The organism is Alteribacter populi (assembly GCF_002352765.1).
Lineage (GTDB): Bacteria > Bacillota > Bacilli > Bacillales > Salisediminibacteriaceae > Alteribacter > Alteribacter populi.
Map to the genome: position 1 here is coordinate 3,819,573 of NZ_KZ293963.1, position 21,221 is coordinate 3,840,793.

At 40.5% G+C, this 21,221-nt stretch carries 17 protein-coding genes; 5 read left to right on the top strand and 12 right to left on the bottom strand.

What is annotated here, in order from left to right; translation table 11 throughout:
• Window positions 1–107: 107 nt before the first annotated feature.
• From CDZ94_RS21755 to CDZ94_RS17635, 7 genes are all read right to left on the bottom strand, one after another.
• Window positions 108–362, bottom strand: coding sequence for a DUF4871 domain-containing protein (locus CDZ94_RS21755; protein ID WP_232735811.1), 255 nt, complete (start codon window positions 360–362; stop codon window positions 108–110).
• 20 nt (window positions 363–382) lie between these two features.
• A complete protein-coding gene (locus CDZ94_RS21760) occupies window positions 383–592 on the bottom strand; it encodes a hypothetical protein (RefSeq protein ID WP_232735810.1) in 210 nt (69 codons plus the stop codon).
• A gap of 21 nt (window positions 593–613) precedes the next feature.
• Window positions 614–1,054: a GNAT family N-acetyltransferase gene (locus CDZ94_RS17610; RefSeq protein ID WP_096439303.1), complete on the bottom strand. Its 441-nt coding sequence runs from the start codon at window positions 1,052–1,054 to the stop codon at window positions 614–616.
• Between the two features lie 805 nt (window positions 1,055–1,859).
• Window positions 1,860–2,138, bottom strand: coding sequence for a hypothetical protein (locus tag CDZ94_RS17620; RefSeq protein WP_096439307.1), 279 nt, complete (start codon window positions 2,136–2,138; stop codon window positions 1,860–1,862).
• 65 nt (window positions 2,139–2,203) lie between these two features.
• On the bottom strand, window positions 2,204–2,392 hold the full coding sequence (locus CDZ94_RS17625) for a hypothetical protein (protein WP_096439309.1): 189 nt from the start codon (window positions 2,390–2,392) through the stop codon (window positions 2,204–2,206).
• 438 nt (window positions 2,393–2,830) lie between these two features.
• Complete coding sequence (locus CDZ94_RS17630) at window positions 2,831–4,531, bottom strand: hypothetical protein (RefSeq protein WP_096439311.1); 1,701 nt, start codon at window positions 4,529–4,531, stop codon at window positions 2,831–2,833.
• Between the two features lie 658 nt (window positions 4,532–5,189).
• Window positions 5,190–6,101, bottom strand: coding sequence for an EamA family transporter (locus CDZ94_RS17635; RefSeq protein WP_342587635.1), 912 nt, complete (start codon window positions 6,099–6,101; stop codon window positions 5,190–5,192).
• 415 nt (window positions 6,102–6,516) lie between these two features.
• Here CDZ94_RS17635 and CDZ94_RS17640 point away from each other — a divergent pair, with 415 nt between their 5' ends.
• Both CDZ94_RS17640 and CDZ94_RS17645 read left to right on the top strand, forming a co-directional pair.
• On the top strand, window positions 6,517–7,905 hold the full coding sequence (locus CDZ94_RS17640; RefSeq protein WP_096439313.1) for a YjiH family protein: 1,389 nt from the start codon (window positions 6,517–6,519) through the stop codon (window positions 7,903–7,905).
• Window positions 7,906–7,931: 26 nt separating this feature from the next.
• On the top strand, window positions 7,932–9,248 hold the full coding sequence (locus CDZ94_RS17645; protein ID WP_096439315.1) for an aspartate aminotransferase family protein: 1,317 nt from the start codon (window positions 7,932–7,934) through the stop codon (window positions 9,246–9,248).
• 262 nt (window positions 9,249–9,510) lie between these two features.
• On the opposite strand, the gene CDZ94_RS17650 is transcribed toward CDZ94_RS17645, so the two are convergent.
• Complete coding sequence (locus CDZ94_RS17650; protein WP_096439317.1) at window positions 9,511–10,176, bottom strand: SIMPL domain-containing protein; 666 nt, start codon at window positions 10,174–10,176, stop codon at window positions 9,511–9,513.
• A gap of 172 nt (window positions 10,177–10,348) precedes the next feature.
• Here CDZ94_RS17650 and CDZ94_RS17655 point away from each other — a divergent pair, with 172 nt between their 5' ends.
• Window positions 10,349–12,010, top strand: coding sequence for a M20/M25/M40 family metallo-hydrolase (locus tag CDZ94_RS17655; RefSeq protein WP_096439319.1), 1,662 nt, complete (start codon window positions 10,349–10,351; stop codon window positions 12,008–12,010).
• A gap of 170 nt (window positions 12,011–12,180) precedes the next feature.
• Window positions 12,181–12,627: a PaaI family thioesterase gene (locus CDZ94_RS17660; protein WP_232735809.1), complete on the top strand. Its 447-nt coding sequence runs from the start codon at window positions 12,181–12,183 to the stop codon at window positions 12,625–12,627.
• Between the two features lie 166 nt (window positions 12,628–12,793).
• Here the strand turns inward: CDZ94_RS17660 and recQ are convergent, their stop codons facing one another.
• Together recQ and CDZ94_RS17670 are read right to left on the bottom strand one after the other, a co-directional pair.
• Complete coding sequence (recQ, locus tag CDZ94_RS17665) at window positions 12,794–14,941, bottom strand: DNA helicase RecQ (RefSeq protein WP_096439321.1); 2,148 nt, start codon at window positions 14,939–14,941, stop codon at window positions 12,794–12,796.
• Between the two features lie 38 nt (window positions 14,942–14,979).
• Entirely contained in the window at window positions 14,980–16,536 is a 1,557-nt protein-coding gene (locus CDZ94_RS17670; RefSeq protein WP_096439323.1) for an ABC-F family ATP-binding cassette domain-containing protein, read from the bottom strand.
• Window positions 16,537–16,648: 112 nt separating this feature from the next.
• Between CDZ94_RS17670 and CDZ94_RS17675 the strand changes: the two genes are divergently transcribed.
• Window positions 16,649–17,779 (top strand): DEAD/DEAH box helicase, encoded by a 1,131-nt coding sequence (locus CDZ94_RS17675; RefSeq protein ID WP_198520889.1) that lies wholly within the window; start codon window positions 16,649–16,651, stop codon window positions 17,777–17,779.
• An 87-nt stretch (window positions 17,780–17,866) separates the two neighbouring features.
• On the opposite strand, the gene helD is transcribed toward CDZ94_RS17675, so the two are convergent.
• Both helD and CDZ94_RS17685 read right to left on the bottom strand, forming a co-directional pair.
• Window positions 17,867–20,200 (bottom strand): RNA polymerase recycling motor HelD, encoded by a 2,334-nt coding sequence (gene helD, locus CDZ94_RS17680; RefSeq protein WP_096439326.1) that lies wholly within the window; start codon window positions 20,198–20,200, stop codon window positions 17,867–17,869.
• 513 nt (window positions 20,201–20,713) lie between these two features.
• A complete protein-coding gene (locus CDZ94_RS17685; RefSeq protein ID WP_096439328.1) occupies window positions 20,714–20,932 on the bottom strand; it encodes a hypothetical protein in 219 nt (72 codons plus the stop codon).
• Window positions 20,933–21,221: the final 289 nt, after the last annotated feature.

Consider the following 21,221-nt stretch of genomic DNA (forward strand, 5'->3'; position numbering starts at 1 on the left):
TTTCCCTCTCTTTAACCATGAATTATTCTCCTCGAACAATAACAGTAGGAACTGTCATTACAACAATTCCTCAACAAAAGCTCCCCGATAACTCAATAAGAATGGTTTTATTTCTCTTCTACATCCACAATAACATTTCCCAATAATCCCTCGCCAAAATATACTTCTAACTTCCATATCCCTGCACTTGGTAACATCATAGTGGAAGGAATGTGATGGTCTGCTCCGTTGTTAGGTGAAAGAAAAATATTGGTAGAGTGCTCACGCTCAAGAACAGTTATTTCTTCACCTGCTTCTTTATTGATTCTAATCACCTTAAATGGTTGTGTTAGTATTTCCTGTTCACCCCAAAAATGCCACATATATTTTTGGGGTTCGCCTGCTATAAAAGAACCATACTCTCCAATTCCAAGATTCCATTATCTCCAATGCGGAAAATAAAATCACCCGTTTGCCCATCATCCGTAATTATGACTTCCCTAACAAGTGTCGGACTTTCTTCCCAGCTTTCCTCGGTCTTTTTAATTGTCTCATTTGAACAAGCAATAATACTAATAACAACCAAAAATACAATTAATAAAAATCTTTTCACTTATTTCCTCCCCCAATCCGATTATTTGATGTTCTTATGCAAGAAAATGATTCTTTCTATTTCTTCAAAACCATTTTTCTTATAAAATTCTTCAGCAGGTATACCTCTATCTGTGAGAAGTGTAATGTTACTTATATTACTGCTATGAAGCTCTTTTATTAAATGATTTAACAACTCTCTTCCAATACCCTTATTTTGACATTTTGTTTTTACACACATTTCATTAATAAAAAACTCATCTCCGCTCCACCATACTCTATTTGCACCAAAAATAAAGCCAAGAATTTCGTCGTTTTCTACCGCTAAAACACCTAAAAATCCAGGTGTCTGGTAAAAACTCAGTAAATACTTTTTAGCCTTTGTAAATGTCCATTCATCATTCCAAGGCTCATCATTGAATACTTCAATAAATGTTTCCGTACATTTAATTAAATCATTTTTTGAAATTAGCTTAAATTCCAATGTAAATTCTCCTTATCGTTAAATGTATTACTAAAACCACCTTAATCGTTTTTTTATTGGTTATTCTACACAAAAAACAAAATTTCTTATTGGCTAACCTGCTCGTTAGTTAAATAAAAACTGGCATCTCCTTATCGAAGGATTCTCCCCATTAGCACCTCAACAGCCACAACAGCTTCTTGAAGTATTGCTTCCGTTACTTTAAGTGCATCTTTTCACAATAACAAAGTCCAATTAGATATTCAGGTTTGTTTTCGCTCTTTTATCTGAGCATTGAGGTTCAGGTAGATACCGTAGCCTCCTGCTATGATTAAAAATATTTGTCCATAACCAAAATTTAGATTAAGCCAGTATGTGAATAACATTAGGGAAATAATCACAATAAAGATTATGGTAATAATAATTCGGTAATATTTATTCATTGTTAGTCTCCGGATACATTATTTAATTTGAAAATGATTTTTATAAGCATAAAAAGCGACTGCCTTGTTATACAATCCTGCGACATTAACGCTATAGACGATTTAATTATTTTGTTAAATCCACCCTTTACTTTAAGTACCTCATTTCACAATCTCCGACTAAAACACTTTTCTATTTTTAACCGTTTTAATGTCTTTAGTAATTTGTATGATTTGTTTCTTTAGCCATTTAGACTTTTTAAAACTAAGCAAGTACAACATTTTAAATAAATATAGGTCAAATTTAGAAGTACCAATCTTATCTTGATTAGCAATGATATTCATAAGCTCACTTCCCAAAATAATTAAATAATATTACCGATTGCCCTTTTGATTAAGTACACTTATTTACCTTCAAATTTTAAGGCATCAATGTATTGTTTAGCTTCTACTAATGACATTCCTAATGTTTCTTTTGCTACTTTAACTGCCTTTTCATCTTTTCCCTCTTTTATGAGACTTCGTAATTCATCATTTATCGGTTTATCAGATACTTGTACCTTGTTTGCTATTTGTGCCAAATTGTATTTGATACCTTTGATGCTGTTATCTATGCTAATAACTTTAAAAAGTAAAATAATAACCCCAACAAATATCACTATTTCTAAAAAAGAATATTCCATTATTTAATCCTCCTTTTTTGCGACTGGTCCTGTAAACAACAATCGCACCCCTTATTTAGATTTAATTATTTATCTTTACTTCCATTATAAAAGTTTGAAGCAATCAATAAAATTACTCCAATTATAATTAAAGGCATTGAAAATGCGGAAAAAGGCTCTGGGGCATCTTTAATAATTTCAAATGCTATACCAAATGCACTTAAAAATGTTCCAATAAAAAATAACACTCTGCCTACTTTATTATGCTTTTTCACGTAATCACTCCTTTTCAATACCACACATTCTAATTTTAACAGAAAAAAGTATTGTGTTTTCTTGGTAAATTTGTTTAACTATTCTGCCTCGTTAGGTTAAGTAAATCATTTCACAAAGTCGATATATTTCTTTCTACTATTTTAACATAAATATCCAAATCCTTCTCTTTCACAGTAAAATTAACATGGTAAATCACACTCAAATCACACAAGGGAAATATTTATTTCCACCTATGTGAATTACTTTGTGATTTCATTACTTTTATCCATAAAACACTGATATAACAACAAAAAATCACATGTGATTTCTGTTGTGAAATCGCATGTGATTTTGCTTGCAATTGGCTTGTTTGCACCTCTGAAGTAAACCCGTTATCAGAAAAGCATGGGTTTCTTGATAGCAGTTGAATGGATCTTAACAGCTATCTTGTATAAAATCTACCTCTCGATTGAAAGGTTTTCATAAGCGCGGATGGCAATCGTGTCCTCTTCTGTATCAATATACTCCACACGTAATTCGTCACCCGGTTCGATGAATAAAGCGAGCTGAGATCTGTTGACAGGAATCGTGAAAACTTGGTCTCTTCCTTCAAACAAGATAAGAACGATTGTTCCATCTTCGTCACTAGCCTGCGTAATGCGGTCAACAACCAGCGTCTCCTCAACCTCATTCGTAAGGTCGGTTGGCACATCTTTGTCGGAATCTAATCCAGTAGCGAGGAAGTTTTGATATTCATTAAACACTTCTCTTCGTGAATCTGCGTGTACCACTCGGCCTGAATCAGCGTGAACGAGTGCGATTTCTTGGAATCCGTTATTACGGTCTACGACTGGGACGACCCACGTATATTGTCCGTAGATCGAATATAATACAGGTTGAGTACCGACCCATTGTTCTCGCTCAAAGGCACGGTCTACACGGTCGCGAGCAGCATTACCGTTAAGAATACCACGCGCATCCTCGCCTCCATAATACGTCATTTCGCCTGTACGAGCGTTAACCATCGAGAAACCAACCATTGTGTTTCCGGAACCCCGCGGACGTTCATGGTCAACAAACCAGTGCATATCTTTATCGGCTCCAAATACACCGATCATTTCATCTCTGCGCGGTTCGTGTACACCGTCCCGGCCAATAAATCTGTTCCAGAAGCCGCCACCGTACTGGCCATACCAAGTAGCGTAATCCAGAGCGGTACTTTCAGCCACACCTTGATCGATAAACTCTGGTAACTCATTTAAGGAATACTGTTCCATTTCACCGGATACAGCATCTAAAATAACCACTCCGTCAGCTTTGTTTCCATGACGGAAAAACTCATAATGCCCGTAAGCAAATACATAGTACGGATGCCCGTTGTCATCTGGCTCAAATGATTCGCTTACAATAATAATGTCGCTATATTCACTCCGAACTTTCCGTTTAGCATTTTCGCCTAAGTAAGCACTTGGTACATATTTCATTTCATATTCGTCTACTAGCTCTGCTTGATCGTTTGGGTCTTCAGCAGAAATTTTAATGTATCCTGGCACATGATCTGTACTGAACCATCTGTACAACCCATCATATTCAATCGGACTTACCCAAAACAGTTCGTCGTCAATTTTTTGGATACTTGACGCACCTAATGAATAGCGTGCCGAATTATCTAAGTCCCCGAAGACAATCTCTGATCGGTAACGAGCGTTTCCGTGCGGGACGACTCGAATGTTTTGTTCATCGGCACTTTCCATCACTTCTAACTCGGTTTCTGCCTCTGGAAGCTCATGTCGCTCTGAAGCTGTCTGTAACGGATAAACAAACCACATGTAGGAGATACCTACCGCAAATAAGCAGCCAATGATAAATGCCCCTGTGTTTGATACGGTTGTTTTCTTTTCCATGTAGTACGACAGTAATGATGAAGCAATGAGATTAATGATAATGATTACAGCAAATGAATGAAGAATACCGTGCCATGTCACATCGATTAACCCGACATATAAAACCATGAAACTCAAAATTAAACCGAAAACATACCTTACACCATTTTCGGCCAAAAAGTACTTGGCAGTTTGTCGATTCTTTAAAGCCTTTACCCACATGCCGAGCACAGGATTCAAAAATAACAGTGCTGTTAATAAAATGTAAATAAACATATGATCCCTACTCCCCCTTAATATTCTTTGAAAATAATTTTAACTAGTTTTTCATATGAATGAATTGCATAATTCTGAGCCCAGGCGGCTCAACGGTTCTAATACATGAAAAAGGAGCACCTCCCAAATGTCGAATTTAGTGAGTGACCAAACAAACGAAATGAAATGGGAGGAAACCCGTCGTGTCTATAGTACGACAAGAGAGTCTTTTTAGCCCCCTACGGAGTAGCATAAAGTCCCCCCTTAATTTAACACCAAGCAACAACCCAAAAACTCCGACAAAAGCCTGAAACTAGTAAGTGAACGATTCATTTTCAATAAAACGAGTTGGAGACCGTAGCCTAGTTGAATTGAAGTGTTTACAAGGTCTCGTATTAAAAAAGATCTTCTGCGCAGTTGGCCGGAATCTGCGAGACTCCAGCGGAAAAACGGACTAGCCGAGACCCCGCAGGGCGCATTTCCCGAGGAGGCTTGGCGGTTCGTCCGCGGAAAGCGAGCAGATGCAGGCCAACGGAGCTGCAAAAAGATACGCTTTTTACAATAAGTACTAATCAAAAAAATGGGAAGAGATATTAATTTGAAGTTGTGTGCTTTTTTAAACAAATGAATGATGAAAGTGATTCATATATCTCTATGTTTCTAATAAACTCCATAATTATTATGACACTGCTCTCTCTTTTGTGCTATCTGTTTGTGTGGATTTCAATTTTAAATTGCCAATCATAATACCTAATAGAATAATAACGACACCGATCCACTGAAGAGGGTGGACGATCTCAGATAGAACCACGGCCGACAGAATCACGGCAACCGGTAGCTCAGATGCAGAAAGAATTGTTCCAAGCCCCGTACCTACCCTAGGCATACCGATGGCGAAAAGGAAGGGGGGAAGCGCAACACCGAACAAGCCGAGAAACAGTCCGTACGGCGCAATGTCAACGAGTTTCCCCGTACTTTCAAATACCGCGAACGGTGGAAATAGAATAAAAACAAAAATAAATCCTCCTGTAGCTAATATCGTGCTTTTTTGTACGGGTGGAATGTGTTTTCCGACGTTACCGCTAATAAAGAGGAAACTCGTAAATGTAAAGGCCGAAAGCGTACCAAAGATGGAACCAGACCAGGTGAGGTTACTGAACCCATTTGTGACGAGCCCAGCAGCTAACCCAGATCCTATAATTAATACCGCAATAGCCATCCATTGAAGCTTCGTGGGTACTTTACGGTAAAGAATATATTCAAACAGCGAGCCAATCCATACGAACTGGAATAAGAAAATAATCGCAAGAGAAGCGTCCAATGTTTGTAAGGAAAAGTAATAAAAAGTCCCCGTCAAGCTCATCGGAATCCCGCATAGCAAGAGAATACCCGTAAATTTCAAGGATACTTTGATTCTTTTACTAAAAACCGCAACACTCCACAACAAAACCGTACCAAATAAAAACTGGCTAATCGTAATTTGAGGGATAGTAAATCCGGCTTCATATGCAAGCTTTACACTTGTCGATAAGGCACCGAGAAAGCAACCTCCAATAAAAACAAATAAAGCATAATACCATGACTTCATCATGCTTCGCCTCCGTATTAATAAAGTCCATAATAAAAGCCACACATCAGTATAAGATGTGTGGCGAAAATAAAGACACTTCTGCCTTTAGAAAAATCCACGTCCTCATTGAGAGTTTTTAACTGCAAAAAATGATCATGTTACCTTTTATTGTATGAAGTCTTACCGGTCCTGTCAAGAGGTTCAAACGGTGCTTCTATAGAGGATACTCCTGAGTTATGCGAAGAGACGACCGGCATGGATCCAAGTTCCCGCTATACTTTTCTTAACAAGAAACCTTTTTATTTCGAGTGGGAAATAAAATAATAGGGTTGTATTTATATGCAACAACATGATAATATTATAAACTATCAAAGCGATTAATAAATATTACTTATCTATTATAAAAATACAATTAAGTTCATTGGAGGAACGCAACATGAAAGTGAATCAAACACACCAAAACTACGTAGATACGTATGAGAAAGGTTATTCAATTCAAGATTATGCAAAATTTATTATTCCATCTCTTATTGGTATTTTCCTATTCCTTATTCCATTATCGGTAAACGGCACTGTCACGATCGGCTTAGGGGTGATGGCTGACGGTCTTCAGCAAGCAGCTGGCGGTTATTTACCCATCGCACTCGTTTTAGTTTTAGCCGGTTCGGCTTTAGTTAGTACTATCGCTTCATTACTACCTAGTAGTTTAATAGAAAAATATCCTGCCTTTTCAACGGTCTTTCGTGTCCCACCATTCTGGCTAACCTTAAGAATCGCGGGTGCAGCATTTGCAATCATGACACTGTTACAATGGGGGCCGTCAGTGATCGGTCATGAGTTTACAGGAGAAGTCGTACTGTATGATTTGATTCCTGTATTAGCTGTATGGTTTTTATTTGCAAGTTTATTCATGCCGATGCTTTTAGAATTCGGTTTGATGGATTTTATCGGAACCCTTGTAAGGAAAGTGATGAAACCAATATTCAAGTTACCAGGAAGATCATCTGTTGATGCAATGGCTTCTTGGATGGGAAGTGGCACAGTCGGGGTGTTACTTACGACAAAACAGTATGAAAGTGGCTACTATTCAAAGCGTGAATCTGCCGTCGTTGCGACGAACTTTTCAATTGCTTCGATTGCTTTTAGTCTAGTCATTGCTAATGTAATAGGCATTGAGCATCGTTTCGTTGAATTTTATTTCACTGTTATGGTGGCTGGTGTCGTTGCAGCGATCATCTGTCCGCGTATTCCACCGTTATCCTGGAAAAACGACACGTATTACGAGCCAGTTGGCCAACAAATTAATGAAGAAGTCCCATCAGATATGTCAACGTTTAAATGGGCTGTCACACAAGGCGTTGAAAAAGCGTCAGGAGTAAAAAGTGCCCAAGCTGTTGCAATGAAGGGCGTTAAAAATGTTGTTGATATTTGGGTCGGCCTGCTCCCATTAGTGATGGCACTTGGAACGGTTGCCCTCATTGTTGCAGAATTTACACCGGTGTTTAATTATTTGTCATACCCACTTGTTCCTGTTTTGGAACTGTTACGAATTCCAGAAGCCCAAGCGGCAGCACCAGCCATGATTGTCGGGTTTGCCGATATGTTCCTGCCAGCCGTAATCGGAAGCAGTATTGAGTCAGAGCTTACTCGTTTTGTCATAGGCGTACTATCGTTAACGCAGCTCATCTACATGTCTGAAATTGGAATTTTACTCATCAAATCAAAAATTCCACTAACGTTGACAGAACTAATTATCATTTTTATTCAACGTACGATCATCACGTTACCGATCGCAGCATTAATGGCTCACATGTTATTCTTCTAAAAACCTGCATCAAGGAGCGAATCCAAATGACCTATCAATGGAAATCACGATATGAAAACATGTCAGACAAACTAGCCCCAAGCATGGCAAAAGATCATCCGAACCTTCCTGTTGTAAAAGAAGAAGGCTGTTATTATTACGGCGCAGACGGGAAAACGTATCTCGATTTTACATCGGGGATTGCAACGACCAATGTCGGTCACCGTCATCCAAAAGTCGTTGAAGCGATTCATAAGGGAGCGGACGAGCTCGCTCATGGGCCGTCCGGCGTCATTATGTATGAGTCGATTTTAACGTTAGCTGACCGCCTCGCTAATGCTTTACCAGGGAACTTGGACTGCTTCTTTTTTTCAAATAGTGGAACAGAAGCAATTGAAGGGGCGATGAAGCTAGCGCGTCATGTTACTGAAAAACCTTACATCATCTCGTTTACCGGTTGTTTTCACGGACGATCTCTCGGAGCGATGAGTGTATCGACTTCAAAAAGTAAATATCGAAAATATCAGCCTCATACCGGAACATTCCAAGTTCCTTTTGCTGATTCAACGGACTGTCCTTCTGGAATTGATCCGGAACAGTATCTGATTGAAAAGCTCGAGCGCGATTTCGAACAGGTTTTCAAACACCAGGTCGCTCCGGATGAAGTAGCTGCGGTTATTCTTGAACCCGTTTTAGGAGAGGGAGGCTATATCATTCCACCAGCTTCATGGTTAAAAAAAGTACGGGAACTCTGTGATGAGTACGGCATGCTGCTTATTTTTGACGAAGTTCAGACAGGGTTTGGAAGAACGGGTGAAATGTTTGCGGCTCAGACGTTTGGCGTCACCCCCGACATTATGGCAATCGCAAAAGGCATCGCAAACGGCCTACCGTTAAGCGCCACGGTAGCGTCAAAAGAATTGATGCAAAAATGGCCGATGGGAAGTCACGGCACAACATTCGGAGGAAATCCAATCGCCTGTGAAGCAGCCCTTGCCGTATTGGACGTGATTGAAGAAGAAAACCTGCTCGAAAATGCAAAAGAACTCGGTGCGTATGCAAAAGCTAAATTGGAAAAAATGAAGGACAAACACGAGCTAATTGGTGAAATAAGAGCCGTCGGGTTAATGATTGGAGTCGAGGTTGTCGATCCGAATACAAACAAAGCAGACGGCGATGCGCTATTTAACATCCTCGAAAAAGCACTCGAGAACGGTGTCTTGTTTTACTTTTGCGGAAATGAAAGTGAAGTAATCCGCATGATCCCACCACTCACCGTATCAAAAGAGCAGATCGATGAAGGATTGAAGATGTTAGATACGGCGATGCTCGCCTATGAAAATGAAGTGAAAAGTACGGTATAAGTAAGATGTTCTGGAAAGAGGCTTCTCAAAAAGAGGGAGTCTCTTTTTTAGTGTAAAGCTGAAGAGGCACGGCACTGTATGACCAAGTCTAGTTCCGGTGATCAGATCCCATTCCAGAAAGCCGAGGACCACCTCGTAAAACCAGAAAAGCCTCCAATATGACTAGTTCTGCTCTGTGGACGATCAGATCCCATCACAAAAACTTCCTGTTTGACCAGATCCTGTTCCAGAAGCCCAGATCCACCTCGAGTGACCGGCGCCTTCACCCATAATAAAACTCCGCTTCGATCTTAGCGAGAATTGACAATGTGCCAGGTTGGATGGGGGTACTTTCCGCTGCTGCATACAAGGCCGTTTTATATGGGATGGGGGTAGTCTCAGAAGTTACTTCTCTTATTGATTTTGGGGGAGTGTCAAGGTTGACCCCAAGCTCCTGAGCAATCGTTTCCGCTTTCCTTTGTGCATCCTGAATGGCGAGCTCAAGGGCCTGGTTATAGATCACATGTGGGTTTGTCAATGAAAATTGAATTGATGAAATGGAGTTTGCTCCTGCTGAAACGGCAGTGTCAATGATTTGGCCGGTGAGTTCAATATCGTCAATTGTGATATGAAGTAAGTGAGTTACACGATACCCTCGGAATACTTGTTTGCCGTCCACGTAGTCATATTGTGTTTCAATTCGGTATTCAATCGTTTGAATATCATCTTCAGGAATGCCTAACCCTGATATTGAGCTTGTGATTGCACCAATGATTCCGGCATTTTCTTGTTGAGCGGTGCTTACTGTAGGATCTTCGGTTACAGCGCCAATGGTAATTTCAGCTTGATCAGGAGAAGTAGAAATCGATCCCTCGCCTTTAACCTTCATAGTATATTTGTTGTTTCTTTGAGAAGACACATGACGGTGAAGTGGATGATAAGGATACATAATGAAGAGCCTCCAATCGTCGTTATCTTTAAGCGCTACTAAACATCATATTAGCGAAAGGAGGTTCATATTCCGCTTGGGAAGACTCTTTATAACGTTTTATATCGCAACAGGAGTGATATACTATATTTATTTGGTCACGTATGCGAATTCAACATTAGGGGGATTATCCATGTATCATCAATTAAAAACGATATCCATTTCACAACAAATTGAGTTTATGACACGGGAACTTATGAAAATTGAGAGTATTAATGGAACGGGTGGGGAAGTAAATCTTTCATACGCCGTAAAGCAGTGGCTTCAAACGTTTCCTTATTATAAAAGAAATCCTTCGTACGTTTGGGAGCAAGTTGTCCCGAATGATTCACTCGAGCGAAAAAATGTATACGCTTTCTTAAAAGGGGCGTCTGGTTCAAATAAAACCGTTATTTATCATGCTCACCTAGATACAGTTGGCACCGACGATTTCGGTAGTGTGAAAGAAGATGCGCTAAATTCTGATGCATTAGAAGCGTTTTTTAAATCTTATCCATATAATCAAGATGTTCAGAAGGATGCTTATTCAGGTGAGTATTTGTTCGGAAGAGGCTCAGTAGATATGCAAAGTGGGATAGCTGTACACCTTGCAAACCTACTGTATTTTTCAGAGAACCCAGAGGAACTCCCAGGCAATATTTTATTTATGATTAACCCAGATGAAGAAAGTCAACATAAAGGAGTGACATCATCGATAACTGAGCTTAACCGATTAAAAGCAGAGGAAAAACTTGACTATGTCGTGGCAGTCAATACTGATTTTATTACTCCAATGTATGAAAATGACCCTCATCGTTACATTTATACAGGATCAGCAGGTAAATTGCTTCCAAGCTTTTATATTTACGGCCGTGAAACACATGTGGGGGATACATTATCAGGTATTGACCCGACGTTAATTTCTGCAGAGATTAACAGACGTATTAACAATAATTTAGATTTAACAGAGGAGATACGAGGTGAACTAATTTTGCCACCTTCCTGCTTATATCAAAAGGATACGAAGACAGATTATAATGTGCAGACAGCGAAAAGCAGCTATTTATATTTTAACTACTTTATCTATGAAGCTACGGCAAAAGAAGTAATGGATAAATTGGAGAACATAACGAATGAAGCATGTAAAGAAGTTGCTGAAACTGCGTCGAGTCAATATCGGGAATTCGCGAGGCGCTCGAACCTTCCTGAGCGAGGACGGAATTGGAAAATTGAAGTGACCAGCCTTGAGAACTTTATTATAGAATTAGAAGACATGGGTTTTAACCCACGTGAGGTATCCAAACAAGTTATCGAAAATTACAGCCATCTAGAAGAAAGGATGCTATGCTTTAAAATTTGTGAGGAGTTGCAGCAATTAGATCCAGACAAAAAGCCGAGAGTAATTATTTTCTATGCTCCTCCCTATTTACCACACAATTTTTTAAATGAGGAGTATCCAAAAGATCAAAAACTTTTACAGGTCATTCATGAGTCAATTGACAGCATGAGCAAAAAAACAAGTGAAGAATTTGCTATTAAAAAATTCTTCCCTTATTTAGCAGATGGAAGCTTCCTTTCTTTACATGAGACAGACGAAGAGATCGCCACTCTTGTGAACAACTTTCCTGAAATGGATACATTATACCCCATTCCATTTCATGAGATTAGAGAGCTAAATGTTCCTTCTATTAATATGGGGGTCTACGGAAAAGACGGACACAAATGGACGGAGCGTGTATATAAACCGTATTCATTTAAGGTTCTACCTTCCCTCATTCGTGATACTACTTCACGCATTTTAACAGCATTTCAATAGGCTTACTCAATATAACCAATTTTATAAAGGTATCTGGTGAATCGATAACGAAGTACAAATCAAGCAGGCTCATGGCTTTAGAAGGATGCTTCGAAAAAAACGTGTTTTATAAGAGGGGGTCAAAATTTCGGATTCCCCTTTGAGCATGTACTATACGAGGAGGAACTGACTTGAAACGAGTAATCGATGAAACCGAGGTACATCACCAGTATAAAGAAGAGATTTTTGAAGTAATGAAAAACGAACCTTATGCTAACTTTTTGGGGATTGAGTTAAAGGAAATCAGTGAAGGTACCGCCGTTGCAGAACTTGATGTGGTAGAGCATATGTTAAATTCCCATGGGACAGTTCATGGAGCTGTTACATTTGCAATTGCTGATTATGTCTTCGCAGTAGCGTGTAACTCATACGGAAAAACATCCGTTGGCCTCTCTACTACAGTTAACTATATGGCAGCAGGCAAGAAAGGGTCACGCCTGAGGGCAATAGCCACTGAAGAGAAAAAGAATCATCGAACATCCTGGTATAAGGTAAGAGTCGAAAGCGATGATGAATTAATTGCAACCATGGAAGCAGTAGCCTACCGCAAAAACCACTACTTTGTCTCAGTTGAATAAAAAGGGCACCTCAAAAGGGCGGTCTTCGCCCTTTTGAGGTGCCCTTGAGCAATGAGCGAAGCCGATGCATGTTTTAAAGCCAGCATCGAGTGTTTTTTCGAAGCTGGCGAGCATCGAGTGAAGCCATTGCCCTAAAATAAGAGGTCTTTGCCCTTTTGAGGCGCCCTTACGATTTTTCAACTAACCCTTGCAGAACCGCTTTAATTTGAAAGTAATCAATTTCTTCAGGCAATGCCTCTTTCACCGGTTTTAACCCTTCAGAAAGATCAACGGTTTGGATCACTTCTTGAATCGCAGTGGTCACTTCCTCAGGAATGAGACGGGAAAAATCAACAGAGAGCCCTTCATCGGCACAGCGAAGAAGATGCTCCCCTGCTGTTGACACTTTGACGTCACGTTCCTCGGCAATGTCTTCAAGAGACTGGTCGGACTGGAACATTTGCAAAGTAACTAGATGGCTTGGTGTTTTGTCTTTTTTTCCGATCGCTGAACGACGTGAAGACCGGCTTCCAGTCACAGTAGTACTGGTAGATGCCATGGTAGGATTTTCCTCGCGATACGTTCTGATTTTCTCCAAAAACGCTTCCCCATACTTTTCAAACTTCTGTGCCCCAAGTCCTTTCACTGCAAGCATTTCCTCTTCATTTTTAGGAAGTTTATCGCAAAGTTCTTTGAGCGTTTTATCTGAAAATACCATATACGGTGCGACGCCCGATTCTTTAGCGAGTCCCGTTCGCAGTTCGCGGAGAATAGCGAAGAGTGGATGAGCCTCTGAAATCGTTTCTGCACGCTTCTCTTGTTTTTTCTCAACCTTTTCCTCACCCTTTAACACAGGTACTGTCTTTTCCGTTAATGTAAGTACAGGATAAGCACCATCGGTCATACGTAAATATTCCTCTGCGACGAGGTAGTCGATAAATTGAACGACTTCTTTAATCGTATACTGTTTCATTAATCCGTATGTTGATAGGCGGTCGAATGACATATCTTTTACCTTTTGGTTTGACGAACCGGTTAAGACTTGAGCGACCATTGTTTTGCCGAATCGTTCATTCATTCTCTTAATACATGAAAATACCATTTGTGCGTCTTTCGTTACGTCTTCCGTTTCCCTATCATCGGTACAGTTGCAGCACTGACTACAACTTTCTGCTCCTGAGTCGCCGAAATAATCGAGAATGTAAGACTGAAGGCAACCTTCTGTATGGCAATAGTTCACCATCTGATGGAGCTTTCGGTACTCGTTTTGCTTACGAGCATCGTCACTATCAGATTGGTCGATTAAAAACTGCTGGACGCGAATATCTTGGGGGGAATATAGAAGCACACATTCACTCGGCTCTCCGTCACGCCCTGCACGCCCCGCTTCTTGATAATAGCTTTCGACGTTTCGAGGCAGTTGATAATGGATGACAAAGCGAACGTTCGATTTGTTGATTCCCATACCAAAGGCGTTTGTGGCAACCATCACTTGGATTCGGTCGTACACGAAATCCTCCTGACTCGCTTCACGCTGGAGTGCCGTCATTCCGCCGTGATATTTTCCTGTATCCACGCCTTTTGCTTGTAAAAAATCATGGATACGCTCTACCTCTTTACGAGTAGAGGCGTAGATAATTCCTGGTTCACCAGGGTTTTTCTTGATGTAGTTGAGAGCGTAACGGTCTCGGTCTTGTCCTTTTAAAACGTGAAATGACAAGTTGTCTCTTGAAAATCCCGTCTGAACAACGCGGTCCTCAGCAATGCCAAAGGCCTGACAAATATCATCACGAACAGCAGGCGTAGCTGTTGCGGTTAACGCCAAAACGTTCGGTTGTGACCCAAACTGCTGTAGTACGGAAGGAATTCGCATGTAGCTTGGACGAAAATCATGTCCCCATTGAGAGACACAGTGAGCTTCATCCACAGCAACAAGGGAAACAGATAAACTTTTAAGCAGAGTAACAAATGATGGGACCTCAAAACGTTCCGGGGCTACATACAAAAGCTTAATGTCGCCATTTCTGATGGCAGAAATTCGCTCTTCGACTTCCTCATAACTCAACGAACTGTTAATAAACGCTGATCCGATTTCCGCTTCACGCAGTTCATCAACCTGGTCTTTCATCAATGAGATCAACGGAGAAATGACAATCGTTAGCCCTGGGAGGAGGAGAGAAGGGATTTGGTAGCAGATCGACTTTCCTCCTCCGGTTGGCATGATTCCCATGGACGGGACACCCTCAAAAACGTGCTCGATAATTTGTTGTTGTCCGGGGCGAAATGATTCATATCCGAAGTGTTGTTTTAATTGGTGTTCGGCTTGTGTGATCATCTATTCTCCTCCTTTTGAACATCGGTTAATGCGAGTGATTAAAATACTTTTGTCGCCCAGTCTTCACAATTCCAAACGTCAGTGACGATGTCTTCGTAAAATTCAGGTTCGTGACTAATTAACAGAATGCTGCCTTTGTATTCTTTCAACGCACGCTTCAATTCTTCTTTTGCATCGACGTCTAAGTGGTTTGTCGGCTCATCGAGTACGAGAAGGTTTGTTTCATTGTTAATCAGCTTACATAGACGTACCTTTGCCTTTTCGCCACCACTTAACACTGCTACTTTACTTTCAATGTGTTTTGTCATGAGACCACATTTGGCTAGAGCAGAACGTACTTCATATTGATTAAAAGCAGGAAATTCATCCCACACTTCTTCGATACATGTTTTGTTATTCGCAGATTTAATCTCTTGCTCGAAATATCCGATATGAAGGTGCTCGCCACGTTCAACCGATCCGCTAATCGGCTTGATTTCACCTAATATACTGCGAAGAAGCGTTGTTTTCCCGATTCCATTTGCACCTACTAGAGCAAGCTTCTGCCCACGTTCCATACGGAGGTTGAGCGGCCTAGATAGCGGCTCATCGTAACCGATGACGAGGTCGTTCGTTTCAAAAATCAGCTTCCCTGGTGTACGGGCAGCCTTAAAATGGAACTCTGGTTTCGGTTTTTCTTGAGCTAGCTCAATGACATCCATTTTATCCAGCTTTTTTTGACGAGACATCGCCATGTTTCGCGTTGAGATTCGTGCTTTGTTTCGAGCAACAAAGTCCTTTAAGTCTGCGATTTCTTGCTGCTGTTTCTTATAGGCGGCTTCAAGCTGTTGCTTTTTCACTTCGTATACTTGCATAAAATGGTCGTAATCACCGACATAGCGGTTCAACTCTTGATTTTCCATATGATAGATCAAGTTAATGACACTGTTTAAAAACGGAATGTCATGAGAAATCAAAATGAACGCATTTTCATACTCTTGGAGGTACCTTTTTAGCCACTCGATATGTTGCTCGTCAAGATAGTTTGTCGGCTCGTCCAACAGCAGAATGTCCGGCTTTTCGAGAAGAAGTTTCCCGAGTAAAATCTTCGTGCGTTGTCCGCCGCTTAATTCGCTTACATCGCGCTCAAGCCCAATTTCATCGAGTCCTAAACCTCGAGCTATTTCTTCAACTTTTGCATCAATCACGTAAAAGTCGTTGTTTGTAAGCATGTCTTGCATCGTACCGACTTCTTCAAGGAGTTTTTCAAGCTCTTCAGGAGTTGATTCTCCCATTTTTTCGTATAGGGCATTCATGTCATTTTCAATATCAAATAAATACTGAAAGGCACTTTTTAAAATGTCACGAATTGTGAGCCCTTTTTCAAGAACGGTATGTTGGTCGAGAAAACCTACGCGGACACTTTTAGCCCATTCGACTTTACCTTCATCAGGCTCAAGCTTTCGAGTAATAATGTTCATAAACGTTGATTTACCTTCACCATTGGCGCCGATCAATCCGATATGTTCGCCTTTTAGCAGCCGAAACGACACGTCGTGAAAAATCGCCCGATCACCAAAGCCATGGCTTAAATTTTTAACAGTTAAAATACTCATTTAGACACACCTCTATTTTTACTTTCATATACGTACTCCCATTTTGCTCAAAAGGGAAGAGTAGGGTACACTCTTCAATAGACACTTTTAGATTAAAAAAAGGAGAAATATGATGACAGACTATATAAAATCAATGCAGCCTTTTATTCAACAGGCTTGGGAAAAAGCTGGCTTTACAGAGCCTACAGCTATTCAGGAAGAGGCAACACCGCTTATTTTACAAAAAAAAGATGTGATTGCGGAATCACCAACAGGCACGGGGAAAACAATAGCGTACCTCTTGCCGATTTTACAGCAAATTGACACAGAAAAGAAGGATGTCCAGGCAGTTATTTTAGCGTCCTCGCAGGAACTCGTGATGCAAATCCTGGAACAAATTCAAGAGTGGTCTCAAGGAAGCGGCATGAAATCAGCCTCTTTTATCGGCGGAGCGAACACGAAACGCCAACTGGAAAAATTGAAGAAGAAGCCGCATATTATTGCCGGAACGCCTGGCAGGTTAGCTGAACTCGTGAAAATGAAGAAGCTAAAAATGCATGAGGTGAAGACGATTGTGTTAGATGAAGGAGATCAGCTGTTAATCCCGGAGCACGAGCAAACGATCGAACAGATTATTAAATCAACATTAAAGGATCGCCAACTCGTATTATTTTCAGCCACCGTCCCTGAGCAGGTTGAAAAGAAAGCAGCATCGCTAATGAAAGAGCCTGAGAAAGTAAAGGTAAGTCATGATAAAAAAGCTCTTGGGAAAGTGGAACATCTGTATGTCGTTTGTGAGGAGCGCGAAAAAATCGAAGTCGTAAACAGTATTGTTAAAAACCAGCAGATCAAAGCATTGGCGTTTGTAAATGACATCGGGGAAGTCAATGTGATCGGGGAAAAGCTTAGCTTTAAAAAGGTTGACGTTGGTGTATTACATAGCGAGACAAAAAAACAAGAGCGTGAGCATGCGATTAAACGGTTTCGTTCTGGAGATACCTCGTTGTTAGTAGCTACTGACTTGGCATCTCGCGGGCTGGATATTCAAGAGTTAACGCATGTCATTCAGATGGACGTACCAAGAGATGGAAAGCAGTACATTCACCGGGCAGGAAGAACGGGCCGAAGCGGTGCAGAAGGTACGGTCATTTCTCTTGTGGAACCAAGGGAAGAGCGTTCATTAAAACGGGCGGCAAAAGAAGCGGGTGTAAAGCTTGATGAGCGTGAATTAAAAAGAGGCCGTTTAGTGGAAATAAAAAAATAACTAAAAACACAGCAAGGTAGAGAGGTGTTTCTCTTACCTTGCTGTGTTTTATTTTACCAAATGAACCTACAGTAATAAAGTGAAAATTCATTCTTTTATTTCGTAAGTGTCAGCTTTTGCTTGGTCGATAAACGGACTTTTTTCACCTGACGAGACAAGATACAATTCGTGCATCGCTCGAGTACACACAGTATAAAAGAGGTTCCGTTCAGATTCTTTGTGATAATGGTCTTTCGATGCGTCATAAAGAATCACAGTGTCAAATTCAATTCCCTTGGCTAAGTACGAAGGAATGACGACGAGACCTTTTTTGTACGTATAGGTTTCTTTATCAATAAGTTGGGCTGAAGTGTGCTGTGCCAAAATATCATGCACAGCTCTGCTTTCGTTTATCGTTTTGCAAATGACAGCAACGGTTTCCATATTATTTTCAGTACAAGAAGTGATCAATACCTGGATCTTGTTATTCATTTCTTCTTTGGAGGTTGTTTCTATATAAACAGGTTTTTTACCGTCTCGGTTAAACGGGATGATCTCATCACCACCTTCGATGAGCTGAGAAGTAAACGTCACGATCGGAGCAGTAGAACGGTAGCTTCGCATTAGTGTAATCCGTTCTGTATTACTAGTCGAATCTTCATTTGTCTCATCCAACGGTGAAGAGTTCGTTAACGTATGAAGGTAAATCGACTGATGGACATCGCCTAATAAAGTCATACGCGCTTGTGGAAACAGCTGTTTTAGATAAGCAAATTGAAACGGTGAGTAATCCTGAGCCTCATCGATAAACACGTGACGAATGTGGGTAAGCGGGCGTCGTCCTTTGATTTTGTCTTGTAAATACAAATAAGGCGTTGCCTCTTCCCAAGTAAGTTTTTTGTTTTGCAGGCTATTGATCGCCTCGTTACAAATATTGTGCCATTCAGCGTTATCCGTTTGTACGTCAGTTTTAAGGTAGTAATAAAACTCACGATACGTCTTAACGACATTTACAAACGCGAGGTTTTTGATTTTTCGTTTTAATGGAGCAAGCTGTTTTTTTACGACTCGTTTACTCAACCATTCTTCTTCACGGTCAAAGTCGTCAAACGTATCTTCAGTAAACCGTTTATTTTTCTCTAGTTTGTTAAACCCTTCTAAATACTCTTCCTTGTCAAGAAGCTGGATCGCTTCTTCCACCCAAGGCTTTTTCCATTCCGAACGCTGTACGGCCTTTATTTGTTGCAAAAGCCATTCCGATGTAAGTTCCATTCGGTTAGGGATTGAAATGGCTGAATCGAGTCCATAAAAATAGGCGGAAATCTCATTAGCAGAGACGAGTGTCTCTTTACGAAAACGAATGTTTTGAAAATGAAGACCTCCGTGTTCCAGCTTGGAAACAAATTCGTCAATTTGGTTTTTAAAAGAAAGAGATGACTTCATCTGAACAGCTGTGTTTCGTTCTTCATCTTGGGTAGAATCATCGGACTCGAGAAACCATTCCATTTGTTCAAACGGATCTTCAACATCAAATGTTTCTCCGAGCTCTTTTTGCACGTATTCATTGAATGTCGTTTGCCACATGTTTTCTTCACCTAACTCGGGTAAAACCGTAGCTACATAACTATTAAACAGCGGGTTAGGAGAGAAAAGCACCATGTTTTCGGCTGTTAATGATTCGCGGTGGGCATAGAGTAAATAGGCGACACGTTGTAACGCGGCTGATGTTTTCCCGCTTCCGGCTACTCCTTGAACGACCAGATAACGACTACGTTCATTCCGAATAATTTGATTTTGCTCTTTTTGAATCGTCGACACGATCGTTTTCATTTGCGGGCTTGAATGGCTACCAAGTAGATTCTGAAGTAAACGATCACCAATGGTAATGCCGGTATCAAAGAGCCCTTTGATTTCACTATTTCGGATAATAAATTGCCGCTTTAAAGTCATCTCCCCTTCAATCGAACCGTCCATCGTCTCAAATTCGGCTGGACCGGGTGAGTAGTTGTAATACATGCTTGAAATCGGCGCACGCCAATCATAAATGAGGAAATCCTCTTCCTTTTTATCCATGAGAGAAGCAATGCCGATATAGGCCACTTCGGTATTTGTTTCGCCATTCTCTTGAAAGTCAATTCGACCAAAATAAGGAGAATCTTCCAACCGAAGGAGTGTTTTTAATTTCTCGGACTGTTGCCCGTGACTTCGTTCCCGTTCTGACAAAAATTCTGCCTGTTGTTTAATGCTGGCTTGAGTTTCAATAATGTCGTCGGGATCATCGATATTAACGGTGACATCATCCCAAAAGCTTTTTCGGAAGTGAATAATGTCTTTTTTTAAATCACTTGAGCTTTCTTGGAGGATTCGCTGTTTTGTTTTAATCGTATCGAGCACAAAGTCAACGCGATCTTGTTCTTCAGTCCATTTGTTATTTTCGCTCACAAAACCACTCCCTAAAAGATAGTTGACAAACTACATTTTGTGTAGTAAGATATAGTTGGGTTAAAATTAAATATTTAAAATAAAACTACACAAGTGTTTCTAGTGTAGCATAAGCTGTGTATTGAAACAATTTATTTTTACAAAGTAGAGCATCTCTTTTTGGAAAGAGATGCTCTTTTTTACTAGTTGAATGAATTTCATAAATCTCAACGGATTTCAAACATTAAAGCCAGCTATTTTTAACTGAACATGTAATATAAAGCACACCCATTTTAAAAAGGCTCATCTGCGCAGTTGGCCGAAATCTGCGAGACTCCTGCGGAAAAACGGACCAGCCAAGACCCCGCAGGGCGCCTTTCCCGAGGAGGTTTGGCGGTTCGTCCGCGGAAAGCGAGCAGATGCAAGCCGACGAAGCTACAAGTAGATACGCTTTTAAAAAAATGGGAGGGAAATGTTGTGCTGAAATAGTATGCAATTTTATATATATGAATGATGAAGTGGTACTAATATGAGTTAGTCCATCGTGTTGTTACCGTTTTGCTGCTCTAATTCTTTCTTAGCAAAATCGTGATTTCCTTCTTCGATGTTGGATAATTCATCAACAGCGTCACCTCTGTAGTTAGCATCCGTTACACTAGTTTCTGGGTGCTGTGGATCTGTATTTTCCTCATTCGTTCTCGCATAAGGTTGTTTATCATGGTTAGCATACTCTCTATTTTCTGGTTTTTTCACCTTTAACACCTCTAATTCTTTTTTTAGGACTCTTCCTTGTAGTATGAATCCGCAAGATATTCTTTATGCTACGTGTATTAATAAGGAAGGGGAAAGTATAATATAGTACCTAGGATTAGTACCTGGTAATAAAAATGGTTGCAAGAGCCAACTAACACTGATAAGATTAAAGGAATTACTAATAGAGGATGTTCAAAAAGTCCGCTAAAAAAAGCTGTCGGAGAATAGGCACTCCTGTTAAATACCGCCACCCTGTGGCGAACGCAGAAGTCACCCCGTCCTGGGGAAG